A 19,956-nucleotide genomic window follows, 5' to 3' on the forward strand; every position below is an offset into this window, starting at 1 on the left:
GCCGCTTAGCCGCCGCGCGAGAACCTCGGTGCGGCGGCGGGCTGCCAGTGGCCGTCCTCGGTCTGGACGAAGCTGCCACGCGCCTGGGCGTGCGGGTGCAGCGGCGCCTCGGCCAGCGTCAGCACCGGCGCGAAACAGGCGTTCGTGCCTTCCAGCAAAGCTGTCCATTCGTCGCGGGTCTTCTCGCGGATGCGCGCGGCCACGCGGGCGCGCAGCGCCGGCCACTGGCCGCGGTCGTGCTGGGCGATGGGGTCCACGTCGGCGAGCCCCAGGCGCTGCAGCAGCTCGGCATAGAACTGCGGCTCCAGCGCGCCCAGCGACACGTGGCGGCCATCGGCGCATTCGAAGCAGTCGTAGAAGGGCGAGCCGTGCAGGAAGAAATTCTGTGCCGGGTCATCGCTCCAGCGGCCCGCCGCGCGCAGCGAGTGCAGCAGGCTGGACAGCAGGCCCACCCCGTCCACCATGGCGGCGTCCACCACCTGGCCGCGGCCGCTGCGCTGCGCCTCCCACAGCGCGGCCATCAGCCCGAAGGCGAGGAACATCGCGCCGCCCCCCATGTCACCGATCAGCGTGGCCGGGATGCTGGGCGCCACGCCCGCGCGTCCGGCTACCGACAGCACGCCGGTCAACGCGACGTAGTTGATGTCGTGCCCCGCGGCCTGCGCCAGCGGCCCGGCCTGGCCCCAGCCCGTCACGCGCCCGTACACGAGGCGGGGGTGGCTGGCAGCGAAGGCCTCGGGGCCAAGGCCCAGGCGTTCCATGACGCCGGGGCGAAAGCCTTCGATGAGCGCATCCGCCGCCTCGATGAGCCGGCGTGCTTCGGCCAGTCCTGCCACCGTCTTCAGGTCCAGGTTGACGCGCCGCTTGCCGCGGTCCAGGGCCGTGCCGGTGTCCAGCACCTGGCCGCCCGGGCGCTCGATGACCAGGACGTCGGCGCCATGGTCGGCCAGCAGCATGCCGGCTAGCGGGCAGGGGCCGATGCCGGCCATTTCGATGACGCGCAGGCCTGTCAGCGGCCCGGCGGGGGAGGGGGCTTGCATCGGACAATGCTCTCATGAACAAGGCCTTCACCAAGGAATCCGACGCGCCGGACGATGACGACGGCGACGGTCCAGCGCTGCCCAGTCTTCCCGCCGGCACGCGCAACTACATGACGCCCGGCGGCTATGCGCGGCTGCGGGCGGAGTTCATGCAGCTCATCGATGTCGAGCGGCCGAAGATGGTGGAGACGGTGTCCTGGGCCGCCAAGAACGGCGACCGCTCGGAAAACGGCGACTACCTCTACGGCAAGAAGCGACTGCGCGAGATCGACCGCCGGCTGCGCTTCCTGACCAAGCGCCTGGACATCGCCGAGGTGGTGGACCCCAGCGCGCATTTCGGCTCCGAGCAGATCTTCTTCGGCGCGACGGTGACCTATGCCAACTCCCGCGGCGAGGAAAAGACCATCACGATCAAGGGCATCGACGAGTCCGACAGCCTGGCTGGCGAGGTCAGCTGGATATCGCCCATCGCGCGCACGCTGCTGAAGGCACGCGTGGGCGACGAGCTCAGCCTCGTGACGCCGGTGGGTGTCGAGAAGATCGAGGTCGTCGAGGTCAGCTACCCGGCGCCGGCGAGCGCATGACCGGCGGCCCTTGCGGGCCGCCGTGCTTGTCGCTCAGGACGGCTTTTTGGGTGCCGGCCGCAGCATTGCCTCGGCGCGGGCCCTCTCTTCAGCGGTGAGCTTGGCGGCCAGCACGGGCAGTGCGGCAGCGGCCTGCTCGTGGCCCATGCCCTTGCTGAGGCTGCACCAGGCGTAGGCGGCGGCCATGTCCTTGTCACCGCCCTGGCCCTGAGCCAGCATGACGGCGAGGTTGAACATCGCGTCTGGCTGGCGGCGTTGGGCTGCGGCCTGGAACAGCTGGCGGGCCGTGGCGAAGTTCTGCGCGACCGCCTCGCCGCGGTAGAAATACGTGGCCAGCGCATTCTGTGCGTCGGCGTGGCCCTTGAGCGCGGCGTCCTTGTAGAGCACCACGGCACGTTCGGGCGCGGGAGCGGACGTCCCCTCTCCCAGGTCCATCATCCGGGCCGCCTCGTAAGTGGCTTCCAGATGACCGGCCTTGGCGGCGGCGCCGAAATAGGCGCCGGCCCGGTTGAGATCCAGCGGCACTCCGGCCGGCTGCCGGGGCAACTGATGGTGATAGAGCTGGCCGAGCATGTAGAGCGCAGTCCTGTCACCGGCTTCGGCGGCCGTTTCCAGGTAGGCCAGTGCGGGCTTGATGTCGACCTTGGTGCCGATGCCGCTTAGGTGCGCCTGACCCAGCAGCGTGCCGGCGGGCTCGAAGCCGTAGTCCAGCGCCTTGCTCCACCACCGGTAGGCCTGCGCAGGGTCGCGCGCGGTGCCCTGGCCGGTGAGGTGGATGCGGGCCAGCAGCAGCGCGGCCTCGACGCGCGTGTTGATGTTGTCGGGCTTCTTGGGGTCGAACTTCAGGCGGTCCCTGACCGGGTCGTAGCGTGCGTCGATGACCTCGCGCAGCCATCCGATGGCCTTGGGCGTGCTGGCCGGCGTGCCCAGTCCCAGCAAGTGGATGCGCCCCAGCATCATGGCCGCTTCCTCGTAGCCGAGCTTCTTCCAGCCCTCCTCGAACCGCGCGCGTGCCTCGGCGTAGTTGCCAGCCTCATAGGCTTCGAAGGCCTGCTCGAGCGACTTGTCCTTGCGGGCGATCCAGTTGCGGCCAGCAGCGAAGCTTCTGTCGGCACTGGAGCATGCGACACCCGGCGTCTGAGCCTCGAGGCCGGAGGCCGTCTCCGTGTTGCTTCCCAGCGCGCTGCCAGCGTCCTGGGTCTTGGCATTCCCGCCCGGGCTGAGGTCGCTGAAGCGGTCGGCCTCGTTGGAGGGGTTGTCCAGCATGTGGAAGTCACGCATGTAGGCCAGCGTGACGTCGTCCTCGGCGGCGGAGTAGCCACTCATGAAGGCGCAGGACGAGGCGTAGTTGCGCGACAGGACCTTGCTCTTGGCGGCGCTGACGACGGAGGGATCGGTGCCGCTGTTGCGCTGGCCCGTCACCTTGACAGCATCCAGCGTGTTGGGCCCACCGGTGGGCGCACTGGCGGCCTGCTGGGCCTGTGCGGGTGGCAAGGCCAGTAAATGCACCAGGGAAAGCGCCAGGCCGGCTTGCGCCGCCCGGCTTCGAGTGAAGAAAGGACGGACGCAGCCGGTCATGGGGTCTCCTTGGCGGTAGGGGCTCAGCGGGGACTGCGGATGGTCATGCCGATCGTGTAGCGGCGGCCGTTGTAGCCGTCCGAGTAGATGTTCGGAATGCCATTGGCGTAGTCCTCGTAGCCTCCCGTCGAGTTCTGCGTGCGTTCGCCCGTCAGGTTGCGCACGTCGGCGAAGATTTCCAGGCCGTTCTTGAAGCGGTAGGACATCTTGGCGTCCACGTAGCTCGTCTTGTTGCCGAACTGCGGGTAGCCCGGGTTGTAGGCCGTCCGCCAGCTGGTGGTGCCCACCGAGGGGTAGTTGTTCACGCCCAGGTTGCTGGTCGTGTTCGGCGAGAACAGGTAGTAGCGGGGAGCCACGACCTGCATGGCGATGCGGGCCTGGAAGGCGCCGTCGTCGTACCAGAGCGAGGCGTTCCACGAGTACTTCGGCTCGTTGATCACCGGCAGCACGTCACCGCTGATCAGGTCCAGCGTCGGCATGCCCTGGCTGGAGCGCAGGCGGCTGTAGTTGGCGTCGATGCCGGTGTAGCGCAGCACGGACGGCAGGAACGTCAGCGCCGTCTTCACGCCGAACTCGATGCCTCGGCGGGTTGATGCAGGGGCGTTGTCCCACTGGCCGTAGGTGAACTCGTAGTCCTTCAGCGGCGTGCCGGTCTGCGGGTCCACCGTGGTGCTGTTCTGGAACACCTTCTGGTTGTTGCGCACCGTGGCGATGGTGGGCGCGCCGATCAGGCCGCGCTGGCGGAAGACGTTGACCGACATGCTGGTGTCGCGGTTGGCATACCACTCCAGCGACAGGTTCTGGTTGGTGCTGGTCTGCGGCTTCAGGGCCGGATTGCCCATGGTGCCCGAGCAGGTCTGGTTGGGAGAGTTGCCCTGGTCATCAGGCTCGGCTTCCTCGACGACCTGGCTGATCGTGCAGGTACCGCTGGGCAACAGCCTGGAGATCGGCGGGCGCGCGATGGTGCGGCCAATGGCATAGCGCAGCGCCAGCTTGTCGTCGATCGGCCACAGCGCCAGGTTCAGCGAAGGCATCACGTCGGTGGCGCTGTCCTTGATCGACGTGTTCTGGCTGACGACGTAGCTCGATACGGCCGCCAGATTGTCTTCACGCCAGTCCGCATTCTTGCGGATGGAGCGGAACGACATGAAGCCCGTCGCTTCCACGTCCGTCCTGACGATGCGCGCGCCCACGTTGCCGGCCAGTTCCATGCGGCCCCACAGCGGGATCTCGAAGTCCTGCATCAGATAGGCCGCGGTCGAGCGCTCCTTGAAGCTGGTGTAGGGCATGTCGTAGACGTTGCCGTCGCTGGCCGTGCACTGGCGGAAGCAGTCCAGGCGTACCGGGATGCCAGCCAGCGAGAACAGCTTGTCGATGTCGATCTGGTTCCAGCCGTTGATGAGCGTGGCGGGGCGGTCCTTGGAGCCGCCGTAGAACTGCGCGGCGGGGTTCAGTGTCAGCGTCGACTGGATCAGCTGCTGGTACTGGGCCTGGGTCAGCGTGGTCGTGCCGGCCGCGGTGCTGCCGATGCCGGCATTGAGCATGTTGCTGTTGGGCACGTAGCCATAGGCGCAGGGTTGGCCGCCGGCGGCTTGCGAGCCGGTGGTGTTCTCGCAGCCGATGACGTTCCAGCGGGTGTTGACCTGCGGCATGTAGACGCCGTACTTGTAGCCGGCCGCACCGAGGGTGCCGACGGGTTCCGCCAACGTGCCGCCGGCGCCGTACCACGTCTTGCCGCCGGTGTCTCGGAAGTTCAGGCCGCCCTTCAGCGAAGTCAGGAAGGGCACCTTGTCCACGAGGTTGTAGGCGAGATCGACCTTGGCCGTGCGTTCGGAGCTCTCGCTGTCGAAGGAGCGGATGACCTGCAGCAGCAGGTTGTTGGTGTACTGCGCACGCTGGGCGGCCGTGTAGGCCGGGGTGGCCTGCAACTGGGTGGCGGACGCGGCGACGGCGCTCTGCGCGACCGCAGGGTTCAGCGCCGAGTAGGCCGCATAGTTGAACTGGTTGATGTTGTTCGTGCCGTCCGGCAGCGTGAACGACCACAGGCCGTTGTCCTGCAGCGAGTAGGTGGCACGGCCGTAGGTGTAGCTGTAGGACGCGCGGCGGTCATAGCGAAGCGCCGTCGACTTGGTGCTGCCAGCCATGAAATTGGCACTGAAGCGGCCATCGCGGTACTCGCCGCCGGCGGTCAGCGTCTTGTTGGTCGTGTCGATGGAGCTGAAGATGGTGTCGGTGGTGAGGACACCGCCGTCCGTCGTGTAGCTCGTCAGGTGGTGGTTGGCGTCGACCGTGTAGCCGGGGAGGATGTTGGTCGTCGTACCGTAGACCAGCGGCGCATTGCTGGCGCGCCAGGAATAGCTGGGCAGCAACGAGCCGCTGACGCCACTGGTCAGCGAACGCTGGTTGGTCGTGGTGTTGTCGGTGAAGCTGCCGGCCGCGTTGAAGGTCGGCGTGCTGCCCACGCCCAGGAATCCGACGGTATCGTCGACGTGACGCTCGCTGCGGGAGAACTTGCCGAAGACAGTCAGCTTGTCGTTGACCTTGAAGTCCAGCCGGATGTCACCGCCGCGGCGCTTGTCGTCCTGGCTCTTGACGGTGTAGCGGAAGCCGACCGTCTTCGAGGGCGAGTAGTCGTTCCACTGGTTCAGGCACGTCAGCTGCTCGTTCTGGCGCGCGGTGTACGCGTTGGTGCGGTTGGTGGTGCCGCTGATGGCGTTGGTTTCCGCCGCGGTCAGATTGGGAAAGAGCGTGAAGCAGTCGGCCTTGGTCTGGGCGGAAGCCGACTTGGTCAGAAGCTCCACCGGAGTGGCCGAGTTGAAGACGCCGCCGGCCGTCAGCGCCACGGAACTGATCGGGGTGTTGATGGTGTCGCCGTACAGGGTGGCCGGGTTGAAGGTGAAAGTCTTCTCGGGCGAGTTGTCGAAGTCCGCCGAACGCGACAGGCCTTCCCAGCTGTTGCTGCCGCCCTGTGCGATGCCGTGCTGCTCGTTCTTGTAGTACGAGCGGTTCAGGTTGGCGATGACGCCCAGGCGCTTGTCCAGGAACTTGTCGGCCAGCACCAGGTTGAAGTTGGGGGTGGTCTTCTTGTTGAGGTCGCTGCGGGTCGCCTCGACCTTGAACGAGTAGTAAGGCTTGGCGAAGTCCAGGCCGGTGCGGGTCGTGATGATGACGCCGCCGCCCAGCGAGCCTTCCACCATGGCGGCGGTGGAGCCCTTGACGATGTCCACGCTCTTGATGAGGTCGGACGACAGCTCACGGAACTCGGTGCCGCGGCCATCGCCGCCGCCCAGCAGGTCGGTGCCGGCGCCGGAGCGCACGGCCATGCCGTCCATCTCCACGCGGGTCAGTTCCGGCCCGTTGCCACGGATGGAGACGTTCACGCCCTCGCCGAAGTCGCCGCGATCCAGCGCCACGCCGGCGACTCGTGAGATCGCTTCGCCGATGTTGCGGTCCGGGAAGGCGCCGACGTCCTCGGCCACGATGGAGTCCTGCGTGGTAGCCGCATGCTTCTTGCGATCGATGGCGGACTGCTGCGACTTGCGCGTGCCGATGATGAGCACGGCCTCGAGCTCCTGGGTCGGGGCGGGCTTGCGCGCGGCCGGCTTGGCGTCTTCGGGCTTGCCGTCTTGGGCGGCCGGCGCCGTGGCGTTGCCGCTGTCCTGGGCCATTGCGGCCTGCTGGGCCCACAGGGCCAGGGCCATGGAAACGGCGGTTGCCACCGCCGGCTTGCTGAACTTGTTCACGTGTCTCTCCGCGCTCCGGTGGGATTCCGGGCTTGTTGTGGGTCGGTCGCCAATGGTCTGGAAGGGGGTGGTCTGACACCCTTCCCGAGCCGCGGCGCGACCTTAAGCAGCCGCCGTAACCGGGAGAAATTCGTTTTGTCCGGTTTGCTATCCCGAAAAGAAATACCGGGCCCAGAAACACTGGTTAACCCGCGGAAGCGCGAAGAAACAATCACGGCCGTGATCGGCCGGGCAGCTGTCCGCTGACGAAAGCGCTAGGGTTTGACGCGCCAGACGCGCTGCACCGGCGGGGTGCGACGCAGCACCCGCAGCACCTCGGCGAGATGCAGGCGGTCGCGCACGGCGATGAGCAGCGTCATCTCGGCCGTCTCGCGCAACTGTGCCTCGTCACTCATCGAGATGTGGGTGATGTCCGCCTCGGCCTGGGCCACGGCCTGGGCTACCTGGGCGAGCACGCCTTTGCCGTTGCTCATCAGCAGTGCGATGCCGGCCTCGAAGCTGCGCGCCAGCTCCTCGGCCCATTCGACCGGGATCCAGTGCTCTCGGTCACGTTGGTACAGCCGTTTGCCTACCGCGCATTCGCAGGTGTGCACGACCAGGCCCTCGCCGCGGCCGAGGTAGCCACGCACCTCGTCGCCGGGGATGGGGCGGCAGCAACTGGCCAGCTGAATTGACGCGCCTTCGCTGCCGTCGATGGTGATGCCACGCTGCTCGACGGGCGCGGCGGCGAAGCGACCCAGCGTCAGCGCAAGCGCGTCCGGCCTCTGGCCCTGTTCGGCCATCAACCGGGCCAGCTTCTTGGCGATGATGGCGGCGATCTTGCGACCCCCACCGATGTCGATGAAGAGCTGCTCGGTGTTGGCGCTGCCGGCCCAGGCGGCCAGTTCGTGCCAGATCGGCGCCGCCGGGTCGTCCAGCTCCAGGCTGGGCAGGGCCAGGCCCTCGCCGCGCATGGCCTGGGCCAGCATCTTCTCGCCCAGCTCGCGAGATTCCTCCTGCTCCAGATCCTTCAGGTAGTGGCGGATCTTGGAGCGTGCCCGGCCGGTACGCACAAAGCTCAGCCAGGCCGGGTTGGGGCTGGCACCGGGAGCGGTGATGACCTCCACGATGTCGCCGCTCTTCAGTTCGGCCCGTAGCGGCACTGCCTCACCGTTGACCTGGGCGGCGACGCAATGGTCTCCGACGTCGGAGTGGATGGCGTAGGCGAAATCCACCGGCGTCGCGCCCTTGGGCAACGCCATGATCTTGGACTTGGGCGTGAAGACGTAGATGGAGTCCGGGAACAGGTCGATCTTGACGTGTTCAAGGAACTCGTTGGCGTCGCGCGTCTCGTCCTGGATGTCGATGAGGCTCTGCAGCCAGCGCGCATTGGCCTGCTGGGCGATCAGCGACGAGGCCTGCTTGCCGCGGCTCTTGTAGATCCAGTGCGCGGCGACCCCCTGCTCGGCGATCTGGTGCATGCCCTCGGTGCGCAACTGGAACTCCAGCGGCGTGGCCAGCGGCCCCATCAACGTCGTGTGCAGGGACTGGTAGCCGTTGTCCTTGGGCGTGGCAATGTAGTCCTTGAAGCGGCCCGCCTGCGGCTTGTAGAGCTGGTGCAGCACGCCCAGGGCCGTGTAGCACTGCAGCGGCTCCTCGGTCAGGATGCGAAAGCCGAAGATGTCGCTGACCTGGGCGAAGGACAGCCCCCCCTTCTCACGCATCTTCTTGTAGATGGAGTAGACAGTTTTCTCGCGCCCCTGCACCTCGACGCGCAGACTCGCCTTGGCGAAGGCAGCACGGATCTCGCCCTCGATGCGTGACACCAGGTCACGCCGGTTGCCGCGGGCCTTGGCGACGGCCTTGCTCAGTGCCGAGTAACGCCAGGGGTGGAAGTACTGGAACGACAGGTCCTGCAGTTCGCGAAAGGTCTGGTTCAGGCCCAGGCGGTGCGCGATGGGCGCGTAGATGTCGAAGGTCTCGCGCGCGATGCGACGGGCCTTGTGCGGCGCCATGGCGCCCATGGTGCGCATGTTGTGCAGCCGGTCGGCCAGCTTGATGAGGATGACGCGCAGGTCGCGCGCCATTGCCAGCAGCATCTTGCGAAAGGACTCGGCCTGCGATTCCTCCTTGGTGGAGAACTGCAGCTTGTCCAGCTTGGTCAGGCCATCCACCAGGTCTGCCGTTGTCGCGTCGAACTTCTCGATCAGCTCGGCCTTGGAGACGCCGCAGTCCTCGACGACGTCGTGCATCAGCGCCGCCATCAGGGCCTGGGCGTCCAGCCGCCATTCGGCGCAGATCCCGGCCACGGCGATGGGGTGGGTGATGTAGGGCTCGCCGGTGGCGCGCTTCTGGCCCAGGTGGGCCTCGTCAGCGAACTTGTAGGCCTCGCGAACGCGCTTGACCTCCGCCTTGCTGAGGTAGCCGAGCTTGGGGGCGAGGGCGTCGAAGGAGGCTGCCTCCGCCGGCGTCGGCGGAGCCGCCGGGCGAAGACCGGGCAGCGTGAACCAGGCAGTGAGGGAGCGTTGGGCCATGCGCCCGAATTTATCCGAAGCCGGAACCCCGTCCCGCGTCCAAGGAGTACCTCGGACTGTTCCCCTGGGCCGTCCATGCCTTCGGCCATGGACGGCAAGCGAGTCGCCAAAGGCCGGGCCTGAAGCCGTCCCTCAAAAGCAAACGGGCGTCCGAAGACGCCCGTTTCGTGCTCCAGCGGTACCGAGTTAGACCGGCACCTTGCGCAGCATCTCGACACCGACTTCGCCTGCGGCGATCTCGCGCAGTGCGGTCACGCCGGGCTTGTTCTTGCTCTCGATGCGCGGGCTGTGGCCCTGGCTCAGCATGCGGGCACGGTAGGTGGCGGCCAGCACGAGCTGGAAGCGGTTGGGGATCTTGGTCAGGCAGTCTTCGACGGTGATGCGGGCCATGGTGTTCCTTGATTTGATGCGCGATCAGGGCAGATCGAGCGCCTGAAAGACGGCCGAGCGGTTTCGGCGCTGAGCCGCGTATTTTAGCCGCTGCGCGTGGACGATGGTTTTCAGGTCGAAAACCGCCGTGTCGAACACCGCGTTCACCACCACGAAATCGAAATGCCTGGCCTGCGCCACCTCGATACGGGCGTTGTTCATGCGCTTGGCGATGACCTCGGGCTCGGTGTCGCCGCGGCGGTTCAGGCGCAGGCGCAGTTCGTCCCAGCTCGGGGGCAGGATGAAGATCAGCACGGCATAGGGGAAGAGCTGCTTGATCTGCAGGGCACCCTGGTAGTCGATCTCAAGCACCACGTCGTCGCCGTGCTGCAGGCGCTCCTCGATGCCGGCGCGCGAAGTGCCGTAGAGGTTGCCGTGCACTTCGGCCCACTCGAAGAACTCGCTGCGCCCGGCCATGGCGCGGAACTCGTCCTGCGAGATGAACCAGTACTCGCGGCCGTGCTGCTCCTGCCCGCGCGGCGGGCGCGAGGTGTGGGAGATGGACACGGCCAGCTTGGCATCCAGTTCCAGCAGGGCCTTGACGAGGCTCGATTTGCCCGCGCCACTGGGCGCGGCGACGACGAAGAGATTGCCGGGATATTCCATGTCATGGGGAGCCTGCGCGAGGATCAGGCCCTGAGCGTCTGATGCTGGTGGGAATGCGCCACTTTAGCCTGCCCCTTCGCTCGGGCCTGCCGGGCCGTCGGCATTGGCAGGGGGTGAATCACTGTATAAAATTACAGTATGGCGCCGACTCCCACCCGCATTGCCGCAGCCCAGCCCGCGCTCGTTCCGCTCGATTCCATCAAGGGGCGGGGCAGTGCCACGGCCATGCCGCACCGCTTCGAGCAGCGCGAGCGGGAGCAGTACGACGATGGCTGGGGATCGCTGGATCAGGACGCCGTCGAGGAGCAACTACCGCCCGCCACGCAGGTCATCGAGGAGCAGGCCCGCAGCATCGTCACCCGCAACCAGTCGCCCGACATCTCGTTCGACTATTCGATCAATCCCTATCGGGGCTGCGAGCATGGCTGCATCTACTGCTTCGCACGGCCCACGCACAGTTATCTGAACCTGTCGCCGGGCCTGGACTTCGAGACCCGCATCGTCGCCAAGGTGAACGCCGCCGAGCGCCTGCGCGAGACGCTCGCGGGCGCCAGGTACGAGCCGCGCTCACTGGTGCTGGGCACTGCCACGGACGCCTATCAGCCCGTCGAGCGCCGGCTCGGCATCACGCGCCGCATCGTGGAGGTGCTGGCCGAGACCCGGCACCCGTTTTCGGTCGTCACCAAGTCATCGGGCATAGAGCGCGAACTGGACTTGATCGCGCCCATGGCGGCGCAGGGGCTGGTGTCGGTCTATCTGTCGGTGACGACGCTGGACAACGGACTGGCCCGCATCCTGGAGCCGCGTGCCGCAGCGCCCGCGCGGCGGCTGCGCACGATCCAGGTACTGGCTGAGGCAGGCGTGCCGGTGGGCGTCAGCGTCTCGCCGATCATTCCCTTCATCAACGAGCCGGAGCTGGAGCGCATCCTTGAAGCTGCGGCGCAGGCCGGAGCCAGCAGTGCCTTCAGCATCCCGGTGCGCCTGCCCTGGGAGGTGAACCCGCTGTTCCAGGACTGGCTGGTGCGCCACTTCCCGGACCGCGCCGAGCGTGTGATGGCGCGCATCCGGGAGATGCGCGGCGGCAAGGACAACGATGCCCGCTTCGGCACGCGCTTCACCGGCGAAGGCATCTGGGCCGACCTGCTGCGTGCGCGGCTGCGCCGGGCGGTGGCCAAGCTCGGGCTGCGCTCCGAGCGAAGGCCGGTGCAGTTGGCGTTGTTTGCTCCGCCACGCAAGCCGTCGCCCCAGGGTGACCTTTTCTGAACGGGGCAGCGGGCGTTTCAGCGCCGGCAGCCCGCCAGCAGGTCCCATTCGGGCTTGTAGACCTCGGCACGAGCACCCACCCAGCCCATGGCAGTGTGGAAGAGGTTGTCGTGCGACGCAGCTTTGTCGCGCAGGCCGGCCAGGCAGCCGGGCTGGAGCGACGTCGCCAGTGCGCCGCTCTCGGGCAGCCACACGATCATGGGAACGTGGGTCTGCTCTTCCGGAGCGATCGCATAGGGCATGCCGTGCAGGTAGAGCCCGTTCTCGCCCAGCGACTCACCGTGGTCGGAGACGTAGAGCATGCCGACGTCAAAGCGTGCCTGCTGTGTCTGTAGCCAGGCGATGGAGCGGGCCAGCAGCCGGTCGGTTGTCGCGATGGTGTTGTCGTAGCCGTTGACGACCTGATCGCGCGGGCATTGCTGCAGCTCGTTGCTGCGGCATTCGGGCTGGAATGGCTTGAGGTCAGGCGGCGAACGCTTGAAGTAGGCCGGGCCGTGGCTGCCCATCTGGTGCATGACGAGCACCAGGCCGCGCTGGAGCCTTTCGGGGTCCAGAGTGGCAACGCGCTTGTCCAGCTCATGCAGTAGGGCTTCGTCGAAGCACTCCCCGCCGTTGCACAGCCCTGCCGGCAAGGTTGCCGCACCGGTGGGCAGCTGGGTCGTGAAGCTGTTGGGAACGCGATCGCACAGGCCTTTGCAGCCACTCTGGTTGTCCAGCCACAGCACGGCCAGGCCGGCGCGCTGCAGCACGTCCAACAGGTTCTCCTGAGGCTTGTCGGCGTCGAAGGTCGTGCGCCCCTGCGGCGCGAACATGCAGGGCAGCGACGCGGCCGTGGCCGTGCCGCAGGAGGTGACGTCGCGCATGCTGAAGAGCTGGGTTGCGGGCAGCTTGGACAGCTCGGGGTTGGTGGGCCGCGCGTAGCCGTTGAGACTGAAGTTCATGGCTCGCGCCGTCTCGCCGACGACCAGCAGCAGCAGCGGTGGCTTGGCGCCGTCGGCGCGCGGCAGCAGATGGGCGTCGGCGCCGATGACGGCCGGCGGCCCCTTCGGGCCGGACAGGCTGCGCACGCCGACGATGCTCACCGAGTAGACGGCGTTCAGTGGCGTCACCATGTAGCGGATGCTCTTGTGATTGCGCATGGTGGAGGACAGCGTCGCGAACACGCTCAGCGCCAGCACCACCATCGCGAGCAAGCCCAGGCCGAAGGCCAGGAGATTGCCACCCAGGCGCTTGCCGAAAGCCTGGCGCGGCGCGCGGGGCCGGCGCAGCAGCCACCAGATGGGCAGCGCGCCCAGTACCAGCAAGCTCGCCAGCAGGCGCCAGCTCAGCAGGTCTCGCGTCTCGCGCACGTCGGTCTGCACCATGTTCACGACCATGGTCGGATCGAAGACGATGCCGTAGGTGCCGATGAAGTAGGCGAGGGCGGCGCCGGCCAGCAGCAGGAAGACCAGCACGCCCTTGATCAGCCTCGGCCAGGCCAGCAGGCTCAGCACTGCGCCCGTGGCGGCCGTGACCATGCCGGCAAAGGCGAGCATGAAGCCGGGGCCGAGGGACAGCGACTGCAGTTGCTTCCACAGCGGCCAGTTGGCAGCCAGGCCCATCCAGAGGGCAGCCAGCCAGGCCTGGGTCAAGGGACGCGAGGTGTCGGGCTGGAACCAGGCCAGCAGGCGCTTGAGCAGGGACATCGGAACGGTCAGGGGAAGCCGGGGCGCGCATTCTCGCGCGCCCGGCGGTACAGGCCTGTGACTTCCCGGGGGGGCATTAAAAAGCCGCGGAACCCTGGCGGGCGCCGCGGCCGTGCTCGATGGCGACTGGCAGACCTACTTGAACAGGTCCTTGACCCGATCCGTCCAGCTCTTGGCGTTGGGCGAGTGGCGTTCGCCGCCCTTCTTGAGCGACTCGTCGAGTTCCTTGAGCAGCTTCTTCTGGTGCTCGGTCAGCTTGACCGGCGTCTCGACGGCGATGTGGCAGTAGAGGTCGCCGGGGTAACTGGAGCGCACGCCCTTGATGCCCTTGCCGCGCAGGCGGAAGGTCTTGCCATGCTGCGTGCCCTCGGGCAGCTCGATCTCGGCCTTGCCGCCCAGTGTGGGCACCTCGATGTGACCGCCCAGCGCCGCGGTGACCATGGACACCGGCATCGTGCAGTGAAGGTCGTCGCCGTCGCGCTCGAAGATGTCGTGCTGCTTGATGCGGATCTCGATGTAGAGGTCGCCACTGGGGCCGCCGTTCACTCCGGGCTCGCCATTGCCCGCGGAGCGGATGCGCATGCCCTCGTTGATGCCGGCCGGGATCTTGACCTCCAGCGTCTTCTGCTTCTTGACCTTGCCCTGGCCGTTGCAGGTCGTGCAGGGGTCGGGAATGATCTTGCCGCTGCCGTGGCAGTGCGGGCAGGTCTGCTGGATGCTGAAGAAGCCCTGGCGCATGTGCACCGTGCCAGAGCCGCCGCAGGAGCCGCAGGTCTTGGCCTGCGTGCCGGGCTTGGCGCCAGTGCCGCCGCAGGTCTCGCAGCCTTCCCAGCTCGGGATGCGGATCTGTGTTTCCTTGCCGCGTGCGGCTTCCTCGAGTGTGATCTCCATCGCGTAGCTGAGGTCGCTGCCGCGGTAGACCTGCTGGCCTCCGCCGCCGCGCCGGCCGCCGCCCTGGCCACCGAAGATGTCGCCGAAGATGTCGCCGAAGGCCTCGGCGAAGCCGCCGAAGCCTTCCGCGCCCGGGCCGCCACGGCCGGCACCCATGTTGGGGTCGACGCCGGCATGGCCGTACTGGTCGTAGGCCGCGCGCTTTTGCGCGTCGGACAGCATCTCGTAGGCCTCCTTGGCCTCCTTGAACTGTTCTTCGGCCTTCTTCGCCCCGTCGCCCTGGTTGCGATCGGGGTGGAACTTCATGGCCAGCTTGCGGTAGGCCTTCTTGATGTCGTCCTCGGACGCGTTTTTCGCGACGCCGAGGACTTCGTAATAGTCACGCTTGGAAGCCATGCTTCTCTTTCAAGGCAAAAGCCCGAGGGCGCTTTGGGGCGCTCCCGGGCCGTGAAGTCACCGAAGGATTACTTGCCGTCCTTGACTTCCTTGAACTCGGCATCCACGACGTTGTCGTCGGCCGGGCGCTTGGCTTCGCCTTGCGGTGCGGCCTGCGGCTGCTCCGCACCGGCCGCCGCGGCGGCTGCGGCCTGGGCACCTTGCTGGTCGGCATAGATCTTCTCGCCCAGCTTCTGGCTGGCGGTCATCAGGGCTTCGGTCTTGGCCTCGATGTCGGCCTTGTCGTCGCCCTTGATGGCCTCTTCCAGATCCTTGGCGGCTGCCTCGATCTTGTCCTTTTCGCCGGCTTCGAGCTTGTCACCGTGTTCGGCGAGCGACTTGCGCACGCTGTGCACCATGCCGTCCGCCTGGTTGCGGGCGCCGACGAGCTCGACCTTCTTCTTGTCCTCGGCCGCGTTGGCCTCGGCGTCCTTGACCATCTTCTCGATCTCGGCCTCGGACAGGCCGGAGTTCGCCTTGATGGTGATCTTGTTTTCCTTGCCGGTGCCCTTGTCCTTGGCGCCCACGTGCAGGATGCCGTTGGCGTCGATGTCGAACGAGACCTCGATCTGCGGCACGCCGCGCGGAGCCGGCGGGATGCCCTCGAGGTTGAACTCGCCCAGCGACTTGTTGGCCTGGGCCAGTTCGCGCTCGCCCTGGTAGACCTTGATCGTCACGGCCGGCTGGTTGTCGTCGGCCGTGGAGAAGGTCTGCGAGAACTTCGTCGGGATGGTCGTGTTCTTCTTGATCATCTTCGTCATCACGCCGCCCAGGGTCTCGATGCCCAGGCTCAGCGGGGTGACGTCCAGCAGCAGCACGTCCTTGCGCTCGCCGCCCAGGACCTGGCCCTGGATGGCGGCACCGACGGCCACGGCCTCGTCGGGGTTCACGTCGCGGCGCGGTTCCTTGCCGAAGAACTCCTTGACCTTGTCCTGCACCTTGGGCATGCGGGTCATGCCGCCGACCAGAATCACGTCGTCGATGTCGGACAGCGACACGCCGGCATCCTTCACCGCGGTGCGGCACGGAGCGATGGTGCGCTCGATGAGCTCGTCAACGAGGCTCTCCAGCTTGGCGCGGGTCAGCTTGACGTTCAGGTGCTTGGGACCGGTTGCGTCGGCCGTGATGTAGGGCAGGTTGACGTCGGTCTGCGAGCTGTTGGACAGCTCGATCTTGGCCTTCTCGGCGGCTTCCTTCAGGCGCTGCAGGGCCAGCACGTCCTTGGTCAGGTCGACGCCTTGGTCCTTCTTGAACTCCGCAATGATGTAGTCGATGACGCGCTGGTCGAAGTCCTCGCCGCCCAGGAAGGTGTCGCCGTTGGTCGACAGCACTTCGAACTGCATCTCGCCGTCCACGTCGGCGATCTCGATGATGGAGATGTCGAAGGTGCCGCCGCCCAGGTCATAGACGGCGATCTTGCGGTCGCCCTTGCCGTGCTTGTCCAGGCCGAAGGCCAGGGCCGCGGCGGTGGGCTCGTTGATGATGCGCTTGACGTCCAGGCCGGCAATGCGGCCGGCATCCTTGGTGGCTTGGCGCTGGGCGTCGTTGAAGTAGGCCGGAACCGTGATGACGGCCTCGGTCACTTCCTCGCCGAGGTAGTCCTCGGCCGTTTTCTTCATCTTGCGCAGCACCTCGGCGCTGACCTGGGGCGGCGCGTATTTCTTGCCGCGCACTTCCACCCAGGCGTCGCCGTTGTCGGCGGCTGCGATGGTGAAGGGCATCAGGTCGATGTCCTTCTGCACTTCCTTCTCGGCGAACTTGCGGCCGATCAGGCGCTTCACGGCGTACAGCGTGTTCTTCGGGTTGGTCACCGACTGGCGCTTGGCCGAGGCGCCGACGAGGATCTCGCCGTCTTCCTGGTAGGCAATGATGGACGGCGTCGTGCGCGCGCCTTCGGCGTTCTCGATCACGCGGGTGGTGTTGCCTTCCATGACCGCCACGCACGAGTTGGTGGTGCCGAGGTCAATGCCGATGATCTTTCCCATGTGAAGCTCCTGAGGAATTCGTTGATGTGTTCGATTTGTGGATAACTTGCCGTCCTTCAAGGGGCGGCGAGCTGTGAATTACTTGGGCGCTGCAACCGTCACGAGCGCGGGCCGCAGCACGCGGTCGGAGATCAGGAAGCCCTTCTGCAGCACGGTGACCACCGTGTTGGCGTCCTGCTCGGCAGGCACCATGGAGATGGCCTGGTGCTGGTGGGGGTCGAACTTCGTGCCCGCGGCCGGGTTGACCTCGACGACCTTGTTGCGCTCCAGTGCACTGGTCAGTTGGCGGCGGGTGGCGTGAACGCCTTCCAGCACCGTCTCGACGGCGGCGCCAGGCGTGGCGATGGCGGCGTCCAGGCTGTCCATCACGGGCAACATGGCCTCGGCAAAGCCTTCGACGGCGAACTTGCGGGCCTTTGCTAGCTCTTCCTCGCTGCGGCGGCGAGTGTTTTCCACCTCGGCCTTGGCGCGCAGGTAGGCATCGCTCATCTCAGCGAGGCGGCCTTCCAGCTCGGCGATCTTGATCTCGGGGTTCAGGTCGGCGGCCGTAGGTTCGGCGGCGCCGGCTGCGTCTTCGGGCAGGGGGGTCTCGGTAGTCATGGCATCCAGGATCGGGTTCGCGTCGACATGGGGCGCGATATCCCGGTTTCAAGAGGGGGGATTCGAATCGGATTATCCGGGTCAACCCGGATTTTCATCGTCCAGCGAGGCCGACCATCGGTCCCAGTCCGCCAGCCGGCGGCGGTCCTGCTTGGTCGGGCGGCCCTGGGCTATGGTGGCCGCGGGCTCCGGTGCCAGCCGTCGCGCCTCGGCGGCGGCCTCGCGCGCAGTGATGCTGGCCGCGGTCTCGGCGTAGAGCAGTTGCGCCTGCGGCGCCGGCCCGCGCTGGCTGGACAGGCCCAGCACCTCGACCTCCCGCGCCACCGTGCCGATGCGGATGCTGAGCAGGTCACCGACCTTGACGTCGCGGGCCGGCTTGACCGGCAGGCCACCTATGCGCACGCGGCCCAGGTTGATCTCGTCGACGGCCAGGGCCCGGGTCTTGTAGAAGCGCGCCGCCCAGAGCCACTTGTCCAGGCGCATGCCCACCGACACTGTGCTCATTCGCGAGCTCCGGCGGCCAGCGCCCGCACGCGCTGCAGGGCCAGGGTGTCGGGATGCGGTGCTACGGTGGGCCAGCCCTGCAGATGACGCTCGGCCAGGTCGGCCAGCGCGCGCATGCCGGCGGGGCGGTCGTTCAGGCAGGGGATGTAGGCAAAGCGCTGGCCGCCCGCGGCGAGGAAGGCGGCGCGCGCCTCCTGGGCGATCTCCTCCAGCGTCTCCAGGCAATCCGCGGAGAAGCCGGGGCAGATGACGTCGACGGACTTCGTGCCCTCCTTGGCGAGCCTGACGAGGCTGGGCTCGGTGTAGGGTTGCAGCCACTTGGCCTTGCCGAAGCGACTCTGGAAGCTCACCAGCCACTCGCTGTCCTTCAGGCCCAGCGCCTCGGCCAGCAGGCGGCCTGTCTTCAGGCACTCGCAGTGGTAGGGGTCGCCCAGGTGGAGTGTGCGCTCGGGCATGCCGTGGAAGCTCATGACCAGCATGTCGCCGCGGCCCTCGCGTTGCCAGTGCTCGCGCACGCTCTGGGCCAGCGCACCGATGTAGCCGGCATCGTCGTGGTAGCGATTGACGAAGCGCAGTTCCGGGACATGCCGGGTCTGCAGCGCCCAGCGGGCCACGTCGTCGATGACGCTGGCCGTGGTGGCGCCCGAGTACTGCGGGTAGGCGGGCAGCACCAGCACGCGACGCACGCCGTCACGCTTGAGCGCATCCAGTGTGGTGGCAATGGCCGGTTGGCCATAGCGCATCGCATGGGCCACGCGCACGCGCAGGCCGCGCTCGCCCAGGTGGCCTTGCAGCAGCTTGGCCTGCTTCTCGGTCCAGACCTTGAGCGGGGAACCCTCGGGCGTCCAGACGGTGGCGTACTTCGCGGCCGACTTGGCTGGCCGCACGCGCAGGATGATGCCGTGAAGGATCAGCGCCCAGGCGAGCTTCGGGATCTCGACGACGCGGGGGTCGGCCAGGAACTGGGCCAGGTAGCGGCGCAGCGCTGGCGCTGTCGGGGCATCGGGTGTGCCGAGGTTGCACAGCAGGACGGCGACGTCGGTGCCCAGGGGGGCAGCGGGCGCGGCGCCGTGGCGCTGCGGCGGTTCGGGGAGGAAGCGCATGCGTGGCGTCAGCGTCGCGAGCGCGGGCCGAAGGACTGGGGCTCGGTGTCGTAGAAGTGCAGCACTTCGAAGCGGACGCTGGGCGATTGCTCGTCGCCCGGCGGGCCGCCCAGGCCGATGGTGCCGCTGCCGTGCAGCGTGCAACTGCCGCGCTTGAGGCTGAGCAGCTCGCCCGAATCGCCGAAACGGACATAGGTGCCGTTGTAGGAGAGGTCGGTCAGCTCGAAGCTGCTGCCCTGCCAGTCGATTCGGGCGTGCGAGCGCGACACGCGGGCGTCGGTGATGCAGTAGGTCGCCTGCACGCTGCGCCCCAGCACGATGGGCATGGCGCCGATGTCGAAGACGCGGTCCAGGTCCTGCCAGATCAGGCGCATGCCTTCGGGCTCGTTGGAACGCATCGGCTCGCCGAACTGCGTGGCCGCGGCGTCGGCGCCGCGCAGCGGCGTGGCGTCCAGGCGGTAGACATGCACAGGCTCGATGCGACCGCGCACGGAGATGCGGTCCAGGCTGCGGAAACGCCCCTTGGATGCATGGTGCAGGCCGGCCAGCACCTCGGCCGTGATGAGGATCTCGCCATCGCCCGCATGGTCGATGAGCCGGGCCGCGACGTTGACCGCGTCGCCGAAGCAGTCGCCGTTGAGCTCGACGACTTCGCCGCGCGCCAGCGCCACCTGCAGGCGCAGCGCGAGCAGGGCGGGGTCGTTCTGGCGGCGCGCGCGCTGTACGGTCTTCTCCAGAAGCTCCTGCATGCGCTGCGCCGCGCGTACGCCGTCGCGGGGCGTCTCGAAGGCGGCCATCAGGCCGTCGCCGAGCGTCTTGACGAGCTGGCCGCCGCTCTCCAGCACGGCCTCGCTGATCTGTCCGACGGTCTGCGTGACCATCGCACTCGCTTCGGCATTGCCCAGGGACTCGTAGAGCCCGGTGCTGCCTCGCAGGTCGGCGAAGAGGACGGTGCGTTCCCGGATCGCGGTCATGGCGAAAGTTTATCGGCGTGAAA

General features: G+C 67.4%; 15 protein-coding genes. 2 read left to right on the top strand and 13 right to left on the bottom strand.

Features of this window, described 5'->3' with window-relative positions; translation table 11 throughout:
* Positions 1 to 5: 5 nt before the first annotated feature.
* Positions 6 to 1,040 carry a CaiB/BaiF CoA transferase family protein gene (locus tag QM732_RS04725; RefSeq protein WP_415655036.1) on the bottom strand — a complete coding sequence of 345 codons (1,035 nt, stop codon included), beginning with the start codon at positions 1,038 to 1,040 and terminating at the stop codon, positions 6 to 8.
* Between the two features lie 14 nt (positions 1,041 to 1,054).
* On the opposite strand from QM732_RS04725, the gene greB reads away from it, so the two are divergent.
* Complete coding sequence (gene greB / locus QM732_RS04730) at positions 1,055 to 1,624, top strand: transcription elongation factor GreB (RefSeq protein ID WP_415655037.1); 570 nt, start codon at positions 1,055 to 1,057, stop codon at positions 1,622 to 1,624.
* Positions 1,625 to 1,657: 33 nt separating this feature from the next.
* Here the strand turns inward: greB and QM732_RS04735 are convergent, their stop codons facing one another.
* The 5 genes from QM732_RS04735 to gmk form a co-directional block, all read right to left on the bottom strand.
* The gene (locus QM732_RS04735; protein ID WP_415655038.1) at positions 1,658 to 3,202 is read right to left on the bottom strand and encodes a tetratricopeptide repeat protein; all 1,545 of its coding nucleotides are present in this window, start codon (positions 3,200 to 3,202) and stop codon (positions 1,658 to 1,660) included.
* A 23-nt stretch (positions 3,203 to 3,225) separates the two neighbouring features.
* Entirely contained in the window at positions 3,226 to 6,945 is a 3,720-nt protein-coding gene (locus QM732_RS04740; protein ID WP_415655039.1) for a TonB-dependent receptor, read from the bottom strand.
* Positions 6,946 to 7,199: 254 nt separating this feature from the next.
* Entirely contained in the window at positions 7,200 to 9,458 is a 2,259-nt protein-coding gene (locus QM732_RS04745; protein WP_415655040.1) for a RelA/SpoT family protein, read from the bottom strand.
* Positions 9,459 to 9,644: 186 nt separating this feature from the next.
* On the bottom strand, positions 9,645 to 9,848 hold the full coding sequence (rpoZ, locus tag QM732_RS04750) for a DNA-directed RNA polymerase subunit omega (RefSeq protein WP_268166323.1): 204 nt from the start codon (positions 9,846 to 9,848) through the stop codon (positions 9,645 to 9,647).
* Between the two features lie 24 nt (positions 9,849 to 9,872).
* On the bottom strand, positions 9,873 to 10,493 hold the full coding sequence (gmk, locus tag QM732_RS04755; protein WP_415655041.1) for a guanylate kinase: 621 nt from the start codon (positions 10,491 to 10,493) through the stop codon (positions 9,873 to 9,875).
* Between the two features lie 138 nt (positions 10,494 to 10,631).
* On the opposite strand from gmk, the gene QM732_RS04760 reads away from it, so the two are divergent.
* Entirely contained in the window at positions 10,632 to 11,756 is a 1,125-nt protein-coding gene (locus QM732_RS04760) for a PA0069 family radical SAM protein (protein ID WP_415655042.1), read from the top strand.
* Positions 11,757 to 11,773: 17 nt separating this feature from the next.
* On the opposite strand, the gene QM732_RS04765 is transcribed toward QM732_RS04760, so the two are convergent.
* The 7 genes from QM732_RS04765 to QM732_RS04795 all read right to left on the bottom strand — a co-directional run bounded on the left by QM732_RS04765 (position 11,774) and on the right by QM732_RS04795 (position 19,933).
* Positions 11,774 to 13,441: a phosphoethanolamine transferase gene (locus QM732_RS04765; protein ID WP_415655043.1), complete on the bottom strand. Its 1,668-nt coding sequence runs from the start codon at positions 13,439 to 13,441 to the stop codon at positions 11,774 to 11,776.
* 135 nt (positions 13,442 to 13,576) lie between these two features.
* Positions 13,577 to 14,728 carry a molecular chaperone DnaJ gene (gene dnaJ, locus QM732_RS04770; protein ID WP_415655044.1) on the bottom strand — a complete coding sequence of 384 codons (1,152 nt, stop codon included), beginning with the start codon at positions 14,726 to 14,728 and terminating at the stop codon, positions 13,577 to 13,579.
* A 68-nt stretch (positions 14,729 to 14,796) separates the two neighbouring features.
* Entirely contained in the window at positions 14,797 to 16,752 is a 1,956-nt protein-coding gene (gene dnaK / locus QM732_RS04775) for a molecular chaperone DnaK (RefSeq protein ID WP_415655045.1), read from the bottom strand.
* A 78-nt stretch (positions 16,753 to 16,830) separates the two neighbouring features.
* Positions 16,831 to 17,352 carry a nucleotide exchange factor GrpE gene (gene grpE / locus QM732_RS04780; protein WP_415655046.1) on the bottom strand — a complete coding sequence of 174 codons (522 nt, stop codon included), beginning with the start codon at positions 17,350 to 17,352 and terminating at the stop codon, positions 16,831 to 16,833.
* 81 nt (positions 17,353 to 17,433) lie between these two features.
* Complete coding sequence (locus QM732_RS04785) at positions 17,434 to 17,856, bottom strand: RNA-binding S4 domain-containing protein (RefSeq protein ID WP_415655047.1); 423 nt, start codon at positions 17,854 to 17,856, stop codon at positions 17,434 to 17,436.
* Positions 17,853 to 18,959, bottom strand: coding sequence for a ferrochelatase (gene hemH, locus QM732_RS04790; protein ID WP_415655048.1), 1,107 nt, complete (start codon positions 18,957 to 18,959; stop codon positions 17,853 to 17,855). The genes QM732_RS04785 and hemH overlap by 4 nt, the downstream gene beginning before the upstream one ends.
* 8 nt (positions 18,960 to 18,967) lie before the next feature.
* Positions 18,968 to 19,933 (bottom strand): adenylate/guanylate cyclase domain-containing protein, encoded by a 966-nt coding sequence (locus QM732_RS04795; protein WP_415655049.1) that lies wholly within the window; start codon positions 19,931 to 19,933, stop codon positions 18,968 to 18,970.
* Positions 19,934 to 19,956 lie beyond the last annotated feature (23 nt).

The sequence above is a fragment of the Roseateles sp. genome (assembly GCF_047654805.1).
Taxonomy (GTDB): domain Bacteria; phylum Pseudomonadota; class Gammaproteobacteria; order Burkholderiales; family Burkholderiaceae_C; genus Pelomonas.